Origin of the sequence: Roseibium algae, from assembly GCF_037783265.1 — a bacterium.
Classification (GTDB): domain Bacteria; phylum Pseudomonadota; class Alphaproteobacteria; order Rhizobiales; family Stappiaceae; genus Roseibium; species Roseibium algae.
Window position 1 is genome coordinate 318729 of sequence record NZ_JBAKIA010000005.1, and the last position, 17967, is coordinate 336695.

Below are 17967 nucleotides of genomic sequence, written 5' to 3' on the forward strand. Positions count from 1 at the left end.
TTCCATTCGACTTTGCGTTCGACACTTGGCAACGACATGTCAATCCTGGAAAAAAGTCAGGACAAAAATTAGCAAGGCAGGGTCTCATGAACATCGTCATTCTCGGAGCAGGCGCTCTAGGCTCGGTCCTCGGCGGTCTGATGGCCCGAGCGGATATTTCGGTGACTTTGCTGGATCTGAACCAGGCTCATATGGATGCGGTGAGCACCAATGGACTGACGCTCACCTGCGATGGCGAGAGCTTTAACCTGAAGCTCCCCGCCATGCGCCCTGAAGCCTATAAAGGCCCCGCTGACCTGATCATCCTCCTTACCAAGACCATGCATTCAGGCATGGCCTTGAAATCAGTCCGGCACCTGATCGATCCGGGCCCCGGCAAGGCTGGTGCCTATGTCCTGACCATTCAAAACGGCCTCGGCAATTCAGAACGAGTTGCAGAACTTGTCTCGCCTGACAGGATCTTGGAGGGAACGACAATGATCAACGGTCGTTTTCTGGGACCGGGCAGCGTGGCAACCAATGGCACGTCCAAAACCACATTCAGAGCCATAAGCGAAGCCGCAAGGCCATTTGTCCGCGAGCTTGAGCAGCTCCTCAGCCCGATTGGCTTTGTTCATGACCCTGATGCAAATATTGTCATCTGGCAGAAAGCAGCCTTCAATTGCGCCATGAACGCAATCGCGGCCCTCGGTGGAGCCCGTGTCGGCGATATCGCCAATGAGCCAAGCGCCATCGTTCTGGCAAAGGCAGGGGCCGCAGAAGTTGTTGCCATCGCTAATGCAAAAGGCATTGCGACGGATCTCGGCGCTGTATACGCCCAGATCGACAAGGCGCTTGCTGAACACAAGCCGCACAAGCCCTCAATGCTTCAGGATCTGGAGGCAGGACGTGCAACTGAGATCGAAAGTCTCTGTGGCACAGTCGAGAGGGAAGCTGAAAACCTGAGCCTTGCAGCGCCGATCAATATGGCCCTCGCCGCCCTCATCCGTTTGAGGGAAAACGCAGCCAAGGCATCATGGGACGGCTAGGTTTTTAGCAAAACCCAGCCGCCTCAGATTCAATTATCCGTGCAAACGCTTTGCATGCCATTCAACGTGATCGCGAGCGAACGTCGAGACGAAAAAGTAGCTGTGGTCATAGCCTTCCTGCAGCCGGAATACGGATGGCTGACGTGTTTTTGTCAGCACCTCTGCAAGGGCCTCGGGTCGCAGAAGATCAAGGAATTGATCACTCGCGCCCTGATCGATCAGAATGTCGTCATGCCACCCCTTCTCCTTAAGAAGGATGGTCGCGTCATAATCCGCCCAGCTGCTTTCATCAGCCCCAAGATATGCCTCCAATTGCTTGCGCCCCCAGTCAGACTGGGTCGGGTTTGCAATTGGCGCAAAGGCCGATACGGATTTGTAGCGATCCGGATTGCGCAGAGCGATGGTCAGAGCGCCATGGCCGCCCATCGAATGCCCGGTGATGCCGTGGCTTTCAGACACAGCAAAGTTGTCCTGCACCAAGGCCCGGAGCTCCTTGATGACATAATCTTCCATCTGGAAATGCGGTTTCCAGGGCGCTTCAGTGGCGTTGACGTAGAAGCCCGCACCCTGCCCCAGATCATAGGCCTCGTCATTTGCAACGCCATCGCCTCGTGGGCTGGTGTCAGGCAGTACAATCGCAACGCCGAACTCGGCCGCATGGGCCTGAAGACCCGCCTTGCTCATGGCGTTGTCATGGGTGCAGGTCAGGCCGGACAGATACCAGAGGCACGGCACAGGGCCATCTTTTGCTTGTGGAGGCATGTAAACTGCAAACGTCATATCGACGCCGCAGACCTTGGACGCATGAGTATAAACGCCCTGAACGCCGCCAAAGCTGAGGTTTTCGGAAACTGTAATCATCTTGAATGGATCCTTGTCGTCCAAATCACGGCTTGGTCAGATCCCGGTACATCACCAGGGCATCGACATAGCCCTCGCTTGGATGACGGAATGCGCCTGGCAAACGGCCAACGACGTCAAACCCGTAATCCTGCCAGATAGATATGGCACGTGTATTTGTCGAAACGACGAAATTGAACTGCATGGCCCGGAAGCCCTGGTCACGCGCTGTTTGAAGGGCATGTTCCAGCATTAATCTGGCAACGCCTTTGCCTCGGGCAGCAGGCGCTGTGACGAAACCGCAATTGCAAACATGGGACCCACCGCCACTCTGATTGGCACAGATATAGTAGCTGCCCAATATTTGCGGTGAATCGCCATCGGTGGTCTCGGCAACGAACACATCATGCCCGTCGCGCCACTTGGCCAAAGTGCCGTCCCGCGTCATGTCCGTATCAAACGCATAAGTGTCCCCAGCCGCAAAAACCGGCTGGAGAACGCTTATGAGCACATCATGATCTGACGCGCGAACCGGGCGCAAAGATATCCCGGTCATGACTGCCTCAATACAACACGACGGATCGGATGGATTCGCCTGCATGCATGAGATCAAAGCCCTTGTTGATGTCTTCCAGTGGCATCGTGTGGGTGATCATCGGATCGATCTCGATCTTGCCGTCCATGTACCAGTCGACAATCTGGGGAACATCCGTCCGCCCACGCGCGCCGCCAAAGGCTGTACCGCGCCAGTTGCGGCCCGTCACAAGCTGGAATGGACGGGTGGAAATTTCAGCGCCAGCCGGTGCCACACCGATGATGATGCTTTCGCCCCAGCCCTTGTGCGAGGCTTCCAGCGCCGTGCGCATCACATTGACATTGCCTGTGGCATCAAAGGTGTAATCCGCGCCGCCCTTGGTCAGATCGACCAGATAGGACACAAGATCGCCTTCCACTTCTGCCGGATTGACGAAATGGGTCATGCCAAAGCGTTCGGCCATCGGGATCTTCGCCGGGTTCAGATCAACGCCCACGATCATGTCAGCACCCGCAAGACGCAGGCCCTGTAGAACATTCAGACCAATGCCACCCAGACCGAAGACAATCGCCTTGGAGCCAATCTCGACCTTGGCCGTGTTGATCACAGCGCCAATGCCCGTCGTCACGCCACAGCCGATGTAACAAACCTTGTCGAACGGTGCGTCTTCGCGGATTTTCGCCAGCGCGATCTCCGGAACAACCGTGAAGTTCGAGAACGTCGATGTGCCCATGTAATGCAGGATCGGATCCCCATCCAGGGTCGAGAACCGCGCAGAGCCGTCCGGCATAAGACCCGCCCCTTGCGTCGAGCGGATCGCCTGGCACAAGTTTGTCTTCGGGTTCAGGCAATATTCACAGGTCCGGCACTCAGGCGTATAAAGCGGGATCACATGATCGCCCGGCTTCAACGTGGTCACACCCGGTCCAACTTCAACAACAACACCGGCGCCCTCATGGCCCAGGATCGCCGGAAACAGACCCTCAGGGTCAGCACCAGACAGTGTGAACTCATCCGTATGACAAATGCCTGTAGCCTTGATCTCAACCAAAACTTCAAAAGCCTTCGGCCCCTCAAGATTGACCTCCATAACCTCAAGTGGCTTACCAGCCTGAACCGCTACAGCTGCACGCGTCCGCATATTCATAGTCCCCCTGCTCAAAACACTGATATCGATAGTGATATCAGCAAATACATTTCCACCGTTGATAACGATACGGAACTCTGAAAGAAACCGGTATAATTTGCATAGCACTCATCAAGAGACACTCCATAAATGCAGAGCCCAAAGCGGTGGCTAAACGATGCCATGTCGGTTTTTGGCAAGTAAGCGACTGAAACCGGGCACGAACAACGCTGCAAATAGACAAGATGCGCAGTGTGTCGCTCCCGCGTCTTGTATGTAAGACCGGTTGCCGTTACCCCTGAAAATGTCAAAAGACCCGTTTGAAGGTCTGCCCTTTTGCCCGGAGCACGTCCCACCCATGAAGCGATTCTCCTTCCTGGAACTGGCGAAAAACGCCTTCAACGCCCATCAGAACTGGGGCCGCCAGTGGCGTGCGCCAGAACCCAAGTCCGAATATGACATCATTATTGTCGGCGCGGGTGGTCATGGTCTGGCAACAGCTTACTATCTGGCCAAGGAACATGGCCTGAAGAACATTGCCGTGATTGAAAAAGGCTGGCTCGGTGGCGGCAACACAGGCCGCAACACCACAATCGTGCGCTCCAACTACCTTTGGGAAGAAAGCGCCGCGCTTTACAATCACGCTATCGGCCTGTGGCAGGGCCTGTCGCAGGACCTGAATTACAACGTCATGTACTCCGCACGCGGTGTCATGATGTTGGCCCATACGGTTCACGACGTTCAAGTGTTCAAGCGGCACATTCACGCCAACCGCCTGGCTGGCGTTCAAAATGAATGGCTCGGCCCGGAAGCGGCCAAGGATTATTGCCCGCCGCTCAACATTGAAAAGAACATCCGCTATCCGGTGATGGGCGCAGCGCTTCAGCGCGTTGGCGGCACCGCTCGTCATGATGCGGTTGCCTGGGGCTATGCCCGCGCCGCAGATGACATGGGCGTCGATATCATCCAGAACTGCGCCGTGACCGGCATCCGCCGCGATATAAACGGAGCGGTCGAAGGCGTCGACACCGCCAAGGGGTTCATCAAGGCCAAGAAGGTCGGCATTGTCGCCGCAGGACATACATCCGTGTTGATGGATATGGTCGATGTGCGCATGCCGCTGGAATCAACGCCGCTACAGGCTCTGGTCTCAGAACCGGTGAAACCCGCCTTCCCTTGCGTGGTCATGTCCAACACCATTCACGCCTATATCTCACAGTCCGACAAGGGCGAGCTGGTGATCGGCGCGGGAACCGATCAGTTCGTGTCCTATAGCCAGACCGGCGGGCTCCACATCACGACCCATACGATTGACGCGATCTGCGAGCTCTTTCCAATGTTCCGGCGTATGCGCATGTTGCGCAACTGGGGCGGCATCGTCGACAACACGCCGGATCGCTCTCCGATCATTACCAAGACGCCAATCTCGGGGCTCTACGTCAATTGCGGCTGGGGAACGGGCGGTTTCAAGGCGACACCCGGATCGGGTCATGTCTTTGCCCACACCATCGCCAAAGACGAACCTCACCCGATCAACGCTCCGTTCACGCTCGACCGGTTCCGCACAGGCCGCCTGATCGACGAAGCGGCCGCTGCCGCAGTTGCGCACTAAGAGGGTATTGAAATGCTCCTGATCCATTGCCCCTATTGCGACGTTGAGCGCCCGGAGACCGAGTTCGTCTGCCGCGGCGAAGCTCACCTTGCCCGTCCCGCTGATCCATCCTCTCAAACGGATGAACAATGGGCTGAATACCTTTACCTGCGCGAAAACCCGAAGGGTCTTTATGCAGAACGCTGGCGTCATATCTATGGCTGCGGACGGTTCTTCAATGCGGTGCGCGACACTGTGAGCGACAAGTTCGTCTGCGTTTACAAGACCGGAGAACCCAAGCCCGACTTCGAAGCTCTGACACGGGAGCTTGGAGCATGAGCCAGTCCTATCGTATTGAATCCGGCGGACGCATCGACCGTGACAGAAAACTGTCATTCACCTTCGACGGTGAGCGCCTTGAAGGCTATCAGGGGGACACGCTGGCCTCTGCGCTGCTGGCCAATGGCGTTCATCTGGTCGGTCGGTCCTTCAAATACCATCGCCCACGCGGCATCCTAACAGCCGGATCAGAAGAGCCGAATGCTCTGGTCGGCATTTACCGTAAGGGCGATCAGACACCGAATATGCGTGCAACCCAGGTCGAGCTCTATGACGGCCTGGAAGCGATCAGCCAAAACCGCTTTCCCTCGCTCGGCTTTGACGTTGGCGCGGTGAATGATTTTCTCTCGCCGCTGTTGCCTGCAGGCTTTTACTACAAGACCTTCATGTGGCCGAAAGCGTTCTGGGACAGGGTCTATGAACCAATCATTCGCTCGGCTGCCGGTCTCGGCAAGCCGCCGAAAAACCCGGATCACGACCGTTACGCCAATCTCTACGCCCATTGCGATGTGCTCGTTGTTGGGTCCGGTCCGGCAGGATTGGCAGCGGCCCTTGCCGCCGCCGAAGCCGGTGCCCGTGTCATCCTGTGCGACGAACAGTCTGAATTCGGCGGTTCGCTGCTGAGCGAGACAAGCGCAACAATTGACGGCAAAACCCCGGCGGACTGGGCTGATGATGCCATTGACACGCTGCGTTCCTTGGACAACGTCACGCTCCTGCCAAAGACAACCGCCTTCGGCTACTTCGCGCAGAATTTCGTCGCCCTGGCCGAACGTGTGACAGAGCATCTTTCCGATCCGGATCCAAAGTTGCCACGCGAACGCCTCTGGCAAGTGCGCGCCAAGGAAGTCGTGATTGCTGCAGGCAGCATCGAACGGCCGATGGTGTTCCCGGAAAACGACCGCCCCGGAATTCTGACCGCCAATGCCGGACGAACCTATCTCAATCGATACGGCGTCAAGGTTGGCCAGAAAGTTGTGGTCGCAACAGCCTGCGACACAGCTTGGCAAAGCGCATTCGATCTGGCAGATGCCGGCGTTGAGGTTGCAGCCATAGCGGACACCAGGAGCGATGTTCCAGACGCCCTGCTTGCAAAGGCAGAAGCCAAAGGTCTCCGCGTCGAGACATCTTGCTCGGTCACCGGAACAACAGGCCGCAAGCGCGTATCAAACGCCTTTCTTGGTCGCATTACCCCCTCTGGCTCGGTCACCTCGGCAGGCGAAATCGCTTGCGACGCCCTGCTGATGTCCGGCGGATGGACACCAACCGTCAGCCTGTATTCCCAGTCTCGCGGCAAAGTCATCTGGGATGAGACAGCTGGCGCTTTCCTGCCGGGTGAACACGCTCAGAGCGAACGGTCTGCTGGTGCAGCGCGTGGCCTGTATGGCCTGAACGCCACCCTTGCAGACGGTTATGCCGCAGGTGAAACCGCCTCCAAATCCGCAACCGGCAAAAGCGCCAAGACCACTTATGCCGTTGCCAGCGGCGCTGACATGGGAACCGGCGGAACCCTCGGCGCATTGCCGCACGACCGGATCGCCTCTCGTGTCAAAGCCTTCGTCGACTACCAAAACGATGTCACAGCCAAGGATATCAAGCTGGCCGTGCGCGAAGGCATGCATTCCATTGAGCATATCAAACGCTATACGACGACGGGCATGGCAACTGATCAGGGCCGTCTCTCCAACATGAATGCCCTCGCAGTCGCAGCAAAGGAACTCGGCAAACCACTGCCGCAGGTCGGCCTGACCACCTTCCGTCAGCCCTTCACCCCGACAACCTTCGGCACTTTTGCGGGGCCATCCCGTGGCGATTTCTTCGATCCGGTACGCAAGACACCCTCGCATCAGTGGGCAACGGACCGCGATGCCGCCTTTGAAGATGTCGGCCAATGGAAACGTGCCTGGTATTTTCCAAAGCCGGGCGAAGATATGCATGCGGCCGTTGCCCGCGAATGCAAGATCGTGCGCGATAAGCTCGGGCTGTTCGACGGGTCGACCCTAGGCAAGATCGAAGTCGTCGGAGCGGATGCTGCCGAATTCCTCGAGCGCATGTATACTAACCCTTGGAAGAAGCTCGGCGTCGGGCGTTGCCGCTATGGGCTGATGCTCAATGAGGCAGGCTTTATCATCGACGATGGTGTTGTCGGACGCATTGCCGAAGACCGTTTCCATGTCACCACGACAACCGGCGGCGCGGCCCATGTCTTTGCCACCATGGAGGATTATCTTCAGACGGAATGGCCGGATCTGGACGTCTGGATCACCTCCACCACCGAGCAATATGCTGTTACTGCTGTTCAGGGGCCCCTCGCCCGCAAGGCCATCGAGCCATTCGTCGAAGGCATTGACCTGTCGCCCGAGGCTTTTCCGCATATGAGCGTTGCCACTGGCACCTTCTGCGGCGTGCCGTGCCGCCTGTTCCGCATATCCTTCACCGGTGAAGTCGGCTTCGAGATCAACGTCCCGCGCCGACATGGCGAGATGGTCTGGAAGACGCTGGCCCATGAAGTCGAAAAACTCGGTGGCACCCCTTATGGTACGGAGACCATGCATGTGTTGCGCGCTGACAAGGGCTACATCATCGTCGGTCAGGAAACCGATGGCACGGTGACACCCGGCGATGTCGGCATGACATGGGCGATCGGCAAGAAGAAACTCGACTTCGTCGGCAAGCGCGGAATGATGCGTCCGGACCTTGTTGCAGATGGTCGCAAACAACTGGTCGGGCTTTTGACCACAGACCCGAACGTGGTTCTGGAAGAAGGTGCGCAAATCACCACAAGTGATTCACCGGCCATCGGAACTTCGGCTGACGGCCATGTCACATCCGCTTATCACAGCCCGGCAATGGGCCGCTCGATTGCGTTGGCTCTCGTCAAGAATGGCCATGCGCTGGAAGGCAAAACCCTGCATGTCCCGATGCCTGACGGCTCAATTCCGGTGACAGTCACCGGCCCGGTGTTTTTCGACCCAAAAGGAGAGCGTCTCAATGGCTGACGATCTTATCGGCTCCGTTTATACGCCCGATGCTGGTGAAACACCGCTCCTGTCCCTGGCTGATGTTTCGATCCTGAAGGCAGCCCCCCTTGCGCGGATTTCCCTGCGTGCAAGAGAGGCCTCGCTTGCAGAAATCGGAACAGCCTTTGGCACAAGCATTCCGACCAGACCCCTGACTGCTGAAACGGCACAAGGCCGCGCAGCTCTCTGGCTTGGCCCGGACGAATGGTTGCTGCTGGCATCGGAAGCTGATCTGGAGCCAATCCAGACCAGCATTGCAGACAAGCTAGGCGCCCAGCCCCACGCCCTGGTCGACGTTTCAGACAGGCAAGACGCCCTGATCGTCACTGGCAGCAAGGCAGAATGGCTTTTGAATTCAGGCATTCCGATTGACCTGGACATCACAGCTTTCCCGGTTGGAATGGTCACACGAACGCTTTTTCACAAGGCACCGGTCATGGTCCTGAGAACCGGATCTGAAACCTATGTGGTTGAGGCCTGGGGATCGTTCATGGACTATGTGACAGGCCTGTTGCTGGAAGCCTCGGAAGAGCTGGCCGTTTAACGCATGCCAATTTCGTTGATTCGAAACAGAACTGCGCGGGTAGACCCTGCGCAGACATCAGCAATAATCTGTGCCTCTGAAACACAAATTCTATTGATTCCAGCTGCAATTGCTTGATTGCGCAGTAGGTATCCAGCAAGACTGCACCGATGATAAAGATCGGTTCCTACAACATACAAAAAGCCATCGGCATGGACGCCCGGCGCAAGCCAGAGCGGACGCTGAAGGTGATCCAGGAAATGAACTGCGACGTCATCGCGCTTCAGGAGGCCGACAAGCGGTTCGGCCCGCGCGAGGCCACGCTGACACCGCAGCAGATTGCCGAACACACCGATTACAAGGTCGTTCCCCTGGCCACACGAGACGCCAGCATCGGGTGGCACGGCAACGCCATCCTCGTGCGCCGGTCCATGGACATACTGGAATTTGAACGGCTGGACCTGCCAACCCTTGAGCCTCGCGGGGCTGTCATGGCCGACGTCCAGATCAATGGACACAGGGTACGCGTTGCCGCCATGCACCTGAGCGTGATCGGCACGTTCCGAAAACGCCAGATCGCATCGCTGATGGACCAGCTTCATGCGCGCTCCAATGCCTTGCCCACGGTCCTGCTTGGCGATCTCAATGAATGGCGCGACAAGGCGAAAAGCCTGAAAATGTTCCCGGATCATTTCGAAGTGACAAGTCCGGGGCGCAGCTTCCCTTCAGCCTTTCCGCTGGCAAGCCTCGACCGCATCATCACAAGTCCGGAGTTCACAGTGCAACAGTCCGGCGTTCACCGCTCTGACACGGCCCGCGTCGCGTCTGACCACCTTCCAGTCTGGGCGCATCTTTTAATCGGATCTCCCGACACACCATAAAGCTGGGCCAGCCCAAGACAAAATCTGGACACCCCAACAGAACTCTCCCAACCAGATCAACGCGATACACATTCTGACAGAGCCAATTCTGTCGGAAAATGCATCGCTGTGCCCAAAATGTCGAAAAAGTTGTCCTACGTACGTCAAACAGCGCTTTTCATTTTACGAAATAACGCTATTATTTTTACCAGAAGTAAATTTTGGATCATAAAGACAAATTATGCAGGATTTTGCAGACTCCTTTTCTCTTGCCGGTCATCTGCTCATCAGCGGAGACGCTGCCCTTGCGGAGATTGTGCTTCTTTCCTTGCGTGTGACGGTGTCCGCCCTGATCATCTCGGCCCTCATTGGCTTGCCCATTGGCGCTCTGCTAGCCGTGGCCCGTTTTCCAGGGCGATCTGTACTCACCGTGCTGGCCAATTCCCTGATGGGCCTGCCCCCGGTGGTGGTTGGCCTTACGGTCTATATGCTTCTGTCCAATGCGGGACCTCTGGGCGTCCTGCAGCTGCTTTACACGCCCAGCGCAATGATCATTGCGCAATCGATCCTCATCACTCCGATCATCATCGCATTGACCCGTCAGGTGATTGCCGATCTCAACGCGGAATATGCTGAAACCTTCGCCTCCCTCGTCGTCCCGCGTCATGTTGCCATCGCCGCTCTCCTCTGGGATGCGCGTTATTCGCTGATGACTGTGCTGCTCGCAGGCTTCGGACGCGCCATTGCGGAAGTCGGTGCTGTCATGATTGTCGGCGGCAACATCAACCATGTGACCCGCGTCATGACGACCGCTATCGCGCTGGAGACCTCACGCGGTGATCTGGCGCTGGCTTTGGCCCTTGGTATGGTTCTGTTGCTGATCGCCCTTGGCGTTAATGGCGCATTGTCTGTCCTGAAGACCGCAGACCGGAGCATGGCTCATGCCTGAGATCCTCAGCTTCACAGCCCGCTCCGAAACCACCTTGAAAACCGGGCCTTCTCCCATGCCGCTGTCTGTCCGCCACCTGGCTTATAAGATCGGCGACACGCCCATTCTCAAAGGGATTGACCTTGACCTGACCAGCAATGCACTGACGGTGCTGATGGGACCAAATGGCGCAGGCAAGAGCGTCTTCCTGCGCCTGCTTCACGGTTTGCTAACGCCCACCTTTGGCGAGGTCCACTGGAATGGAACCAACCTGACACACGATTCACGCAAGTCACAGGCGCTTGTGTTCCAGAAGCCCGTTTTACTGCGCCGCTCGGTGAAAGCCAATCTGAATTTCGCACTCGGCCTGCGCCCGATTTCCAACCGTTCTGAAAGGCTTGAGTTGGCGTTGGACCAGGCAGGTCTGAGCCATCTGGCGAGCCGCCCGGCTCGCGTCCTGTCAGGCGGAGAACAGCAACGGCTGGCTTTGGCGCGCGCGCTCATCCTGGATCCGGACGTGTTGATGCTGGACGAGCCAACCGCCAATCTCGATCCGGCCTCGACACTCGTCATAGAGCAGACAATTGCCCGTGCCCGCCGCCTCGGCGTCAAGATCATCCTGGTGACACATGATCCCCATCAGGCCCGCCGTCTGGCCGAGGAAGTCGTCTTCCTCCACGAAGGGCAGATCGCCGAGCATACGGCGGCAAAGGCCTTTTTTGACTCACCTCATTCAGCTGCTGCACGGGCATATCTGTCTGGCGACATCCTGATTTGAGCCAAGGAAACACCATTTCAAAATCAACGGAGCCACAAGAATGACACTCCTTAGGACACTCAAGACATTGCAGATTGGGGCACTGGCCCTGGCGATGACAGCCAGCTTGGCTGCAACCTCTGCCATTGCAGAAGATTTCATCGTGGTACAATCCACCACATCCACCCAGAATTCAGGCCTCCTGGATGCAATCCTGCCAAAATTCCAGGACAAGACCGGCATTGAAGTCCGTGTTGTCGCTGTGGGCACAGGCCAGGCACTCAAGAATGCAGCCAATGGCGATGGTGATGTCCTTCTGGTCCACGCAAAGCCATCTGAAGAGAAATTCGTCGCGGACGGAAATGGCGTTGAACGCTTCGACGTCATGTACAACGACTTTGTTATCGTTGGACCCAAGAGCGATCCAGCAGGGATCAAGGGCATGAGCGATGCAACCGCAGCGCTTGCCAAGATCGCCAGCAGCGAAAGCCTGTTTGCCTCTCGCGGCGACGACAGCGGAACGCACAAGAAGGAAAAGGCGCTCTGGAAGCTGGCCAAGGTGGATCCTGATAAATCCTCAGGTGCCTGGTACCGTGAAACCGGCTCCGGCATGGGCGCAACCCTCAATGCTGCTGCTGGCATGAGCGCTTACACCATGTCCGACCGCGCAACCTGGCTCGCCTTTCAAAACAAGGCCGGTCTTGAGGTCCTGACCCAAGGCGATGACCGCCTGTTCAATCAGTATGGCGTGATCCTGGTCAATCCGGCAAAGCACCCAACGGTAAAAGCAGAAGCCGGTCAGGCCTTCATTGATTGGCTCACAGGCCCAGAAGGCCAGAAAGAAGTCGCCGCCTACACTGTAGACGGTGAACAGCTGTTCTTCCCGAACGCCAAGTCCAGCGTTTCCAACTAAGTCCAGGCACAAACCTGACAAACGAAAAACGGCGCCAGATTTGGCGCCGTTTTTGTTTCAAAGCCAGAATGCAGATCCACCGTCAGCCGATGATACGCACCAATCCGAAATACAGGAGACCGGACAACGCTGCCGCCGCAGGCACAGTGACGACCCAGGCCGCCACAATCGTCAAGAAGTGCGCCCGGCGAACCAGCTTGCGCCGCGCCTGTTCTTCACGATTCCGGACCGGGCGTACTTTGCTGACCTTGCCGCCATTTTTCACACTTACATACTCAAATCGGCGTCCTGAGCGTTCCGTATACCACTCCCGGAAAAAGCCAACACCAAAAACGGCCCCCACCGCAATATGCGTCGAACTGACCGGCAGCCCCAGCGCTGAAGCAATAATGACCGTGATGGCAGCGGACAACGCCACACAATAGGCCCGCATCGGGTTCAGTTTGGTGATCTGCTGTCCAACCATGTTGATCAGCTTTGGTCCGAACAGCAAAAGCCCGAAGGAGATGCCAAGCGCTCCAACCGCCATGACCCACAAGGGGATTGTGACCTTGGACGCTACATCTCCAAACTCGGCTGTATGAACAATCGCAGCCAACGGGCCAACCGCATTGGCAACGTCATTTGCCCCATGAGCAAACGACAGCAAAGCCGCTGAACACACCAAAGGAATGCCAAACAGCTTGCGCAAGGACTGATTTCGATTTTCCAGCCCCACAGATTGACGCGCAATCAACGGCCGCGCCAACGTCCAGGTAACCAAGGCGATAGCCCCACCGATCATAAGGGCTGTCTGGAGGTCAATCTTGATGATCTTCTTCAGGCCCTTCATCGCCAGATAAGCTGCAAAGACGCCTGCCATCACGGAGATCAGCACCGGCACCCAGCGTCGCGCTGCGGCGATCTTGTCATCCTGATAAATGATGAAGGTCTTGATGAAAGCTAGAAACGCTGCTGCAATGATTCCGCCCAGAAGCGGCGAAATCACCCAACTGGCGGCAATCCCGCTCATTGTGCCCCAATTCACGGCAGAAATGCCCGCTGCCGCGATACCTGCCCCCATCACGCCACCAACAATGGAGTGTGTCGTGGACACCGGCGCGCCAACCCATGTCGCCAGATTGATCCAGAGTGCAGACGATACCAGAGCGGCCATCATTGCAGCTGTAAAGATAGCTGGATCAGACACCGCAGCAGGATCAATAATGCCCTTTGAGATCGTGCCCACAACGTCGCCGCCTGCAATCAGCGCGCCTGCGCTTTCGAACACGGCCGCAATAACCAAGGCACTGACGAGGCTCATGGCACGAGAACCAACCGCAGGCCCCACATTGTTGGCGACATCATTCGCGCCGATGTTCAGAGCCATATAGGCCCCAATCACGGCAGCAGCCACAATGACCGCACCGCCCGGCATGTCGAACATATAGGCTCCGGCTACAACGCCGCACAAAACGACAAACAGCAGAGCAAGACCTGTTGAAACGAGGCCCTTACCAAGACTGCCAGCTGCTTCTTCCATATAGCTGAGCTTGTCCAGATCCTTGTCAAGGGTCGGTTTCTTATAGCTATCCATGTCTTTTCAAGCGCCCATGTCTTTGGCGTTATCGGGTTTCAAACGCACACATAACGTATTTCCACCAGATCATGGCAGAAGTTTCAGACATCGCGATAAAGGATCTCAGCAGAAGGTCAATTGCTAAGGTTACTGACTGGAAAAATAATTAGCCATCTCAGCATTAAACTTGCTCAACAGTCGGCTCAAACCCTGTTCATCAGCAAGCTTGATAGCATCATCGATTGCAAGCCAGCGAAGTTCGCGCTGACCGACTTCAGGATAATCATCCAGAGTATCTGTAACCTGAATCAGGAAAATCATCACTTGGGTGCGAATCTTAAGCCCGCCAGCATGGCCCTTGTAGGAGTTGAAGGTGCCAAACGGCTTCTTCGACACATTACCGACGATGCCCGCTTCCTCATAAGCCTCAATGCTTGCGGTCTTGTGAGCCCGCCTTTTCAGGATCGGCCAGCCCTTTGGCAGTATCCAGCGGCGCGAAGACCGCGAAGTCACCAGAAGAACCTCAACATCCCCCTCGCGAACCCGATAGCACAAGGCTCCGATCTGCAAACGAGCAGGCCGCCGGAAAAGGCTTTTCAGATCACGGAAAAGCGGCTTGGTGACCGCCCAGGAAGAATCAATTGAGGACATAAATCTTACACATCACCATCTATTCGAGTAGGTACTTACTAAGGGAAACCAGCAAAGGTTGTCCAGACAAAAGTGCACAAGGTGCACATTACGGTGTTTCAGGATAGAAATACACTAATCAGTTTTCGTGACCACAATATGGCCAGCAGTCCAGGCACCCGGCCAAACTTCTGCCTCGCCATCACGAAGCTGCCGCACCTTGCCAACCGGAACAGTCACAAACAGAAACGGATTCTCGCCATTGTCGCCCCTGGTTGGAGCAATCGATGCCGCGACGCCTTTGAAGCCAAGCGCCTCTTCGCAAGGCGTAAACAGAGATGCCCCAGACACATTGGTTTCGATCTGAGTTGTGCCGGGCGTCCGCCCAACCGTGCCACACACCGCAACACAGGTCATCAATTCGATGGCTCGGGCTTTGGCGCAATCAAACACCCGGTGATAGCCTGACAGCATTTCTGTCATTGATGGCACCAGCAGCAAGTCCAGACGCTCACGCGCCAGAAGACAGGACAGCGCAGGCATTTCAACGTCCAGACAGATGAGGATAGCCACCTTCAGACCATCAAGTTCGAAGGTTTTCAGCTCTTGCCCGCCCTGAAGCTGCCAGGCCTCCGGATCCATTTCCCCTGGCGTCAACGACATTTTGTCCTGGCGTATTTCACGCCCATCCGCTGTAAGCAGAACCGCAGTGTTGCTGTGCCCGGCTCCTCGCGCAATCGGCATGGACCCCGCAAGCAGGGAAACACCGTATTTGGCTGGTAGCGGGCGGAGCAATTCGAGCAGATCCAAGCCAACCTTCGCAAGGAAATCCATTTCCTCGGTTGGCTTCAATCCTGCTGGTTTGAACGACAAACAAGCCTCAACGGCATATTCTGGCAAGACCAGAAGTTTCGCCCCGCCATCGCGGGCCTCTCTCATGCGCGCTTCAACATGGGCTGCAAATGCCTCACACCCGTCAGGCGCAAAGCCAAGGTTCAAGGCCCACAGGGCAACAGCATAATCTTGCATGGGATTTCAGTTCCATAGTGAAGAAATATCAGAACGAATCGGTCATTTAAGACATCGCGACGAGGTCACAGATCCATCCGTCCAACGGCAGCGTTTCACATCAGGATAAACGGATCAAGGGTCGCTATAGCTGGATCCAGTGGGCGGCCATGTAAAGGAACAGTGATAACGCGCCAAGCTCTGCAAGCCGCAAACACCGAGTGGGGGGAACCCGGTCCAGCTTGCTTGAGGATCGAATGGTCTGAATGCCCTCGAGAGCACGATCAGTCGATTGCTCAAGCTCGACGAATATATCCTTAAGCTCGTTCTGAGCAAACATGGCCAACCCCCGGCGATTTCTTCACCAGAAGCACAATAAGCTGCAGAGGCTTTCCAATTGGTTAATTTCAATTAAGCATAATTCACAAGGGTTGATATAAAGGGCATTTGCATCTTAGCGGCGAATTTTTTGCGGGTCGGCCACGTCCAGAATGCGCAATTGCACTTTCGGAGACCCTTGCCAGGTATCAATCGACAGGGTTCCGGCGACATGAAGAGTGCTGCCCCGACTGGCCAGCAGCATTTTGCCGTGCGGCTTGTCTTCTGCCTTGAAACTGATGGCCTTGATCGCGGTCCCGTCAGGCGCTGAAATGCTGGCCCGTACATGTCCTTTGCCGACCACATCAGCGAATTTGACCCGATGAGCGGGGAACGCAAACACAGGCTCCGAATGCCCTGCCCCATAAGGTCCGGCCTTTTCCAAAAGCTCCATCAACTCAAGGTTTGCGCCGGTCGCAGTCAGAGCTGCATCGATCTTGAGATCCCGGAAAGACCCTGCAACTTCGACGTCATCCCTAAGTGTTTCTTCAAAAAAGGCGCTGAGCTCATCGGATTTCTCACGCAGCACGGTCAAGCCTGCTGCCATGGCATGTCCACCGCCCTTTTCCAGCAGTCCCAAATCAACAGCCTTGCGAACCGCCTTGCCCAGATCCACCCCCTGAATCGAGCGCCCCGATCCGGTGCCTTTTCCGGACGAGTCATAGGCAATGGCAAAAGCCGGACGCCGGTGGGCGTCTTTCAAACGCGAGGCAATCAGACCGACAATGCCCGGATGCCAGTCTTCAGACCCGGTGATCAGAACGGACGGCGTATCCCGCTCCATGGCAATCACGGCCTGCGCGCCAGCTTGTTCCAGCATGACCGCTTCCATGGTCTGCCGGTCCGTGTTGAGCTGATCCAGCCGCTCGGCAATCCCGCGCGCTTCCAAAGGATCATCGCAGGTTAACAGCCGCGCACCCAGAGCCGCATCGCCGATGCGCCCGCCCGCATTGATCCGCGGTCCAAGTAAAAATCCAAGGTGGTACGAAGCGGGCTTTCCGGCCACCCGTGCCACATCGGCCAGTGAGGACAAACCCGGATTAAAGCGTTTGTGCATCACCGCCAGACCGCGGGTGACATAGGCCCGGTTCAGCCCTTGCAGCGGCACCACATCGCAGACCGTGCCAAGGGCAACCAGATCCAGCAGGCTCATCAGGTCAGGTGCTGGCTTGCCGTTGAAAAAGCCACGATTGCGCAGTTCGCGATTAAGGCCGACCAGGAACAGGAACGCAACGCCCACAGCGGCCAGATGCCCCTGCCCGGACAAATCGTCCTGCCGGTTCGGATTGACCAATGCCACCACATCCGGCAGCGTTTCGCCGACCTGGTGATGATCGATCACCACAACATCGAGATCCAGCCCCTTGGCGACTGCAAAAGCCTCGAACGACGTGCTGCCGCAATCGACGGTGATCAAAAGCTCCGCACCATCCTGATGCAAGGCTTCAATCGCGGGACCATTGGGGCCATAGCCTTCAATGATCCGATCCGGAATATGAATGACCGGATCAAGCCCCATCCAGCGCAGATATTTCGCCAGCACAGCCGAAGACGTCGCACCGTCCACATCATAATCGCCGAAAATGGCGATCTTCTTGCCACTTTGAACCGCGTCAGCAACCCGTGCCACAGCCGGATCCATGGCCACAAGACGCGACGGATCAGGCATCAATGTCTTCAGCGATGGATTGAGGAAATCCTCGGCATGATCGGGCTCGACGCTGCGCGCTGCCATGACCCGGGCCAGCACATCCGGCAAGCCGTTTCTCTGGGCAATAGTCATGGCATTCAGGGCTTCAGCAGCGCTCAAACGCTCGCGCCAGGCATTGTCATTGGCCGAGCGGCCAACACCCAGAACAAGACGGCCCGTACCGCTGTCTTCGGTCGGGCCGCTCATCGGGTCGTCCAATCTGCCGGGTTAGGAAACCCCACC

Annotated in this window: 17 protein-coding genes; 9 read left to right on the forward strand and 8 right to left on the reverse strand. The window is 56.7% G+C overall.

Annotated features, from left to right (window positions below):
• Nucleotides 1–86 precede the first annotated feature (86 nt).
• Complete coding sequence (locus tag V6575_RS10470) at nt 87–1028, forward strand: ketopantoate reductase family protein (protein ID WP_340274257.1); 942 nt, start codon at nt 87–89, stop codon at nt 1026–1028.
• Between the two features lie 33 nt (nt 1029–1061).
• Here V6575_RS10470 and fghA read toward each other — a convergent pair whose 3' ends face one another.
• Genes fghA through V6575_RS10485 form a run of 3 tightly spaced genes read right to left on the reverse strand, consistent with a single transcriptional unit; the run spans nt 1062 to nt 3544 of the window.
• Nucleotides 1062–1889, reverse strand: coding sequence for an S-formylglutathione hydrolase (gene fghA, locus V6575_RS10475; protein ID WP_340274258.1), 828 nt, complete (start codon nt 1887–1889; stop codon nt 1062–1064).
• A 25-nt stretch (nt 1890–1914) separates the two neighbouring features.
• Nucleotides 1915–2415 carry a GNAT family N-acetyltransferase gene (locus tag V6575_RS10480; RefSeq protein ID WP_422785562.1) on the reverse strand — a complete coding sequence of 167 codons (501 nt, stop codon included), beginning with the start codon at nt 2413–2415 and terminating at the stop codon, nt 1915–1917.
• 16 nt (nt 2416–2431) lie between these two features.
• Nucleotides 2432–3544, reverse strand: coding sequence for an S-(hydroxymethyl)glutathione dehydrogenase/class III alcohol dehydrogenase (locus V6575_RS10485; protein WP_340274260.1), 1113 nt, complete (start codon nt 3542–3544; stop codon nt 2432–2434).
• A gap of 343 nt (nt 3545–3887) precedes the next feature.
• On the opposite strand from V6575_RS10485, the gene V6575_RS10490 reads away from it, so the two are divergent.
• The 8 genes from V6575_RS10490 to V6575_RS10525 all read left to right on the forward strand — a co-directional run bounded on the left by V6575_RS10490 (nt 3888) and on the right by V6575_RS10525 (nt 12460).
• Nucleotides 3888–5141, forward strand: a complete 1254-nt coding sequence (locus V6575_RS10490) for a sarcosine oxidase subunit beta family protein (RefSeq protein WP_340274261.1) — start codon at nt 3888–3890, stop codon at nt 5139–5141.
• 12 nt (nt 5142–5153) lie between these two features.
• Nucleotides 5154–5459 (forward strand): sarcosine oxidase subunit delta, encoded by a 306-nt coding sequence (locus tag V6575_RS10495; RefSeq protein ID WP_340274262.1) that lies wholly within the window; start codon nt 5154–5156, stop codon nt 5457–5459.
• A complete protein-coding gene (locus V6575_RS10500) occupies nt 5456–8458 on the forward strand; it encodes a sarcosine oxidase subunit alpha family protein (protein ID WP_340274263.1) in 3003 nt (1000 codons plus the stop codon). Before V6575_RS10495 ends, V6575_RS10500 begins: the two co-directional genes overlap by 4 nt.
• Nucleotides 8451–9023 (forward strand): sarcosine oxidase subunit gamma, encoded by a 573-nt coding sequence (locus V6575_RS10505; protein ID WP_340274264.1) that lies wholly within the window; start codon nt 8451–8453, stop codon nt 9021–9023. Before V6575_RS10500 ends, V6575_RS10505 begins: the two co-directional genes overlap by 8 nt.
• A gap of 149 nt (nt 9024–9172) precedes the next feature.
• Entirely contained in the window at nt 9173–9883 is a 711-nt protein-coding gene (locus V6575_RS10510) for an endonuclease/exonuclease/phosphatase family protein (RefSeq protein WP_340274265.1), read from the forward strand.
• A 220-nt stretch (nt 9884–10103) separates the two neighbouring features.
• A complete protein-coding gene (locus tag V6575_RS10515; RefSeq protein ID WP_340274266.1) occupies nt 10104–10811 on the forward strand; it encodes an ABC transporter permease in 708 nt (235 codons plus the stop codon).
• Nucleotides 10804–11568 carry an ATP-binding cassette domain-containing protein gene (locus V6575_RS10520; protein WP_340274267.1) on the forward strand — a complete coding sequence of 255 codons (765 nt, stop codon included), beginning with the start codon at nt 10804–10806 and terminating at the stop codon, nt 11566–11568. The genes V6575_RS10515 and V6575_RS10520 overlap by 8 nt, the downstream gene beginning before the upstream one ends.
• A gap of 40 nt (nt 11569–11608) precedes the next feature.
• Complete coding sequence (locus V6575_RS10525) at nt 11609–12460, forward strand: ABC transporter substrate-binding protein (RefSeq protein WP_340274268.1); 852 nt, start codon at nt 11609–11611, stop codon at nt 12458–12460.
• Nucleotides 12461–12542: 82 nt separating this feature from the next.
• Here the strand turns inward: V6575_RS10525 and V6575_RS10530 are convergent, their stop codons facing one another.
• The 5 genes from V6575_RS10530 to recJ all read right to left on the reverse strand — a co-directional run bounded on the left by V6575_RS10530 (nt 12543) and on the right by recJ (nt 17931).
• Nucleotides 12543–14036, reverse strand: a complete 1494-nt coding sequence (locus tag V6575_RS10530; protein WP_340274269.1) for an inorganic phosphate transporter — start codon at nt 14034–14036, stop codon at nt 12543–12545.
• 129 nt (nt 14037–14165) lie between these two features.
• Nucleotides 14166–14669: an NUDIX hydrolase gene (locus V6575_RS10535; RefSeq protein WP_340274270.1), complete on the reverse strand. Its 504-nt coding sequence runs from the start codon at nt 14667–14669 to the stop codon at nt 14166–14168.
• A 114-nt stretch (nt 14670–14783) separates the two neighbouring features.
• Entirely contained in the window at nt 14784–15677 is an 894-nt protein-coding gene (locus V6575_RS10540) for a nitrilase-related carbon-nitrogen hydrolase (protein WP_340274271.1), read from the reverse strand.
• Between the two features lie 124 nt (nt 15678–15801).
• Entirely contained in the window at nt 15802–15996 is a 195-nt protein-coding gene (locus tag V6575_RS10545) for a hypothetical protein (RefSeq protein WP_340274272.1), read from the reverse strand.
• Between the two features lie 114 nt (nt 15997–16110).
• Nucleotides 16111–17931, reverse strand: a complete 1821-nt coding sequence (gene recJ, locus V6575_RS10550) for a single-stranded-DNA-specific exonuclease RecJ (protein WP_340274273.1) — start codon at nt 17929–17931, stop codon at nt 16111–16113.
• Nucleotides 17932–17967 lie beyond the last annotated feature (36 nt).

Bases quoted from the DNA above. Each gene is read 5' to 3' on its own strand.
- V6575_RS10485 (WP_340274260.1), bottom strand. From the start codon at position 3,544: ATGCGGACGCGTGCAGCTGTAGCGGTTCAGGCTGGTAAGCCACTTGAG.
- recJ (WP_340274273.1), bottom strand. From the start codon at position 17,931: ATGAGCGGCCCGACCGAAGACAGCGGTACGGGCCGTCTTGTTCTGGGT.
- V6575_RS10540 (WP_340274271.1), bottom strand. From the start codon at position 15,677: ATGCAAGATTATGCTGTTGCCCTGTGGGCCTTGAACCTTGGCTTTGCG.
- V6575_RS10515 (WP_340274266.1), top strand. From the start codon at position 10,104: ATGCAGGATTTTGCAGACTCCTTTTCTCTTGCCGGTCATCTGCTCATC.
- V6575_RS10495 (WP_340274262.1), top strand. From the start codon at position 5,154: ATGCTCCTGATCCATTGCCCCTATTGCGACGTTGAGCGCCCGGAGACC.
- V6575_RS10490 (WP_340274261.1), top strand. From the start codon at position 3,888: ATGAAGCGATTCTCCTTCCTGGAACTGGCGAAAAACGCCTTCAACGCC.
- V6575_RS10505 (WP_340274264.1), top strand. From the start codon at position 8,451: ATGGCTGACGATCTTATCGGCTCCGTTTATACGCCCGATGCTGGTGAA.
- V6575_RS10470 (WP_340274257.1), top strand. From the start codon at position 87: ATGAACATCGTCATTCTCGGAGCAGGCGCTCTAGGCTCGGTCCTCGGC.
- V6575_RS10525 (WP_340274268.1), top strand. From the start codon at position 11,609: ATGACACTCCTTAGGACACTCAAGACATTGCAGATTGGGGCACTGGCC.
- V6575_RS10530 (WP_340274269.1), bottom strand. From the start codon at position 14,036: ATGGATAGCTATAAGAAACCGACCCTTGACAAGGATCTGGACAAGCTC.
- V6575_RS10510 (WP_340274265.1), top strand. From the start codon at position 9,173: ATGATAAAGATCGGTTCCTACAACATACAAAAAGCCATCGGCATGGAC.
- V6575_RS10545 (WP_340274272.1), bottom strand. From the start codon at position 15,996: ATGTTTGCTCAGAACGAGCTTAAGGATATATTCGTCGAGCTTGAGCAA.
- V6575_RS10500 (WP_340274263.1), top strand. From the start codon at position 5,456: ATGAGCCAGTCCTATCGTATTGAATCCGGCGGACGCATCGACCGTGAC.
- V6575_RS10520 (WP_340274267.1), top strand. From the start codon at position 10,804: ATGCCTGAGATCCTCAGCTTCACAGCCCGCTCCGAAACCACCTTGAAA.
- V6575_RS10535 (WP_340274270.1), bottom strand. From the start codon at position 14,669: ATGTCCTCAATTGATTCTTCCTGGGCGGTCACCAAGCCGCTTTTCCGT.
- fghA (WP_340274258.1), bottom strand. From the start codon at position 1,889: ATGATTACAGTTTCCGAAAACCTCAGCTTTGGCGGCGTTCAGGGCGTT.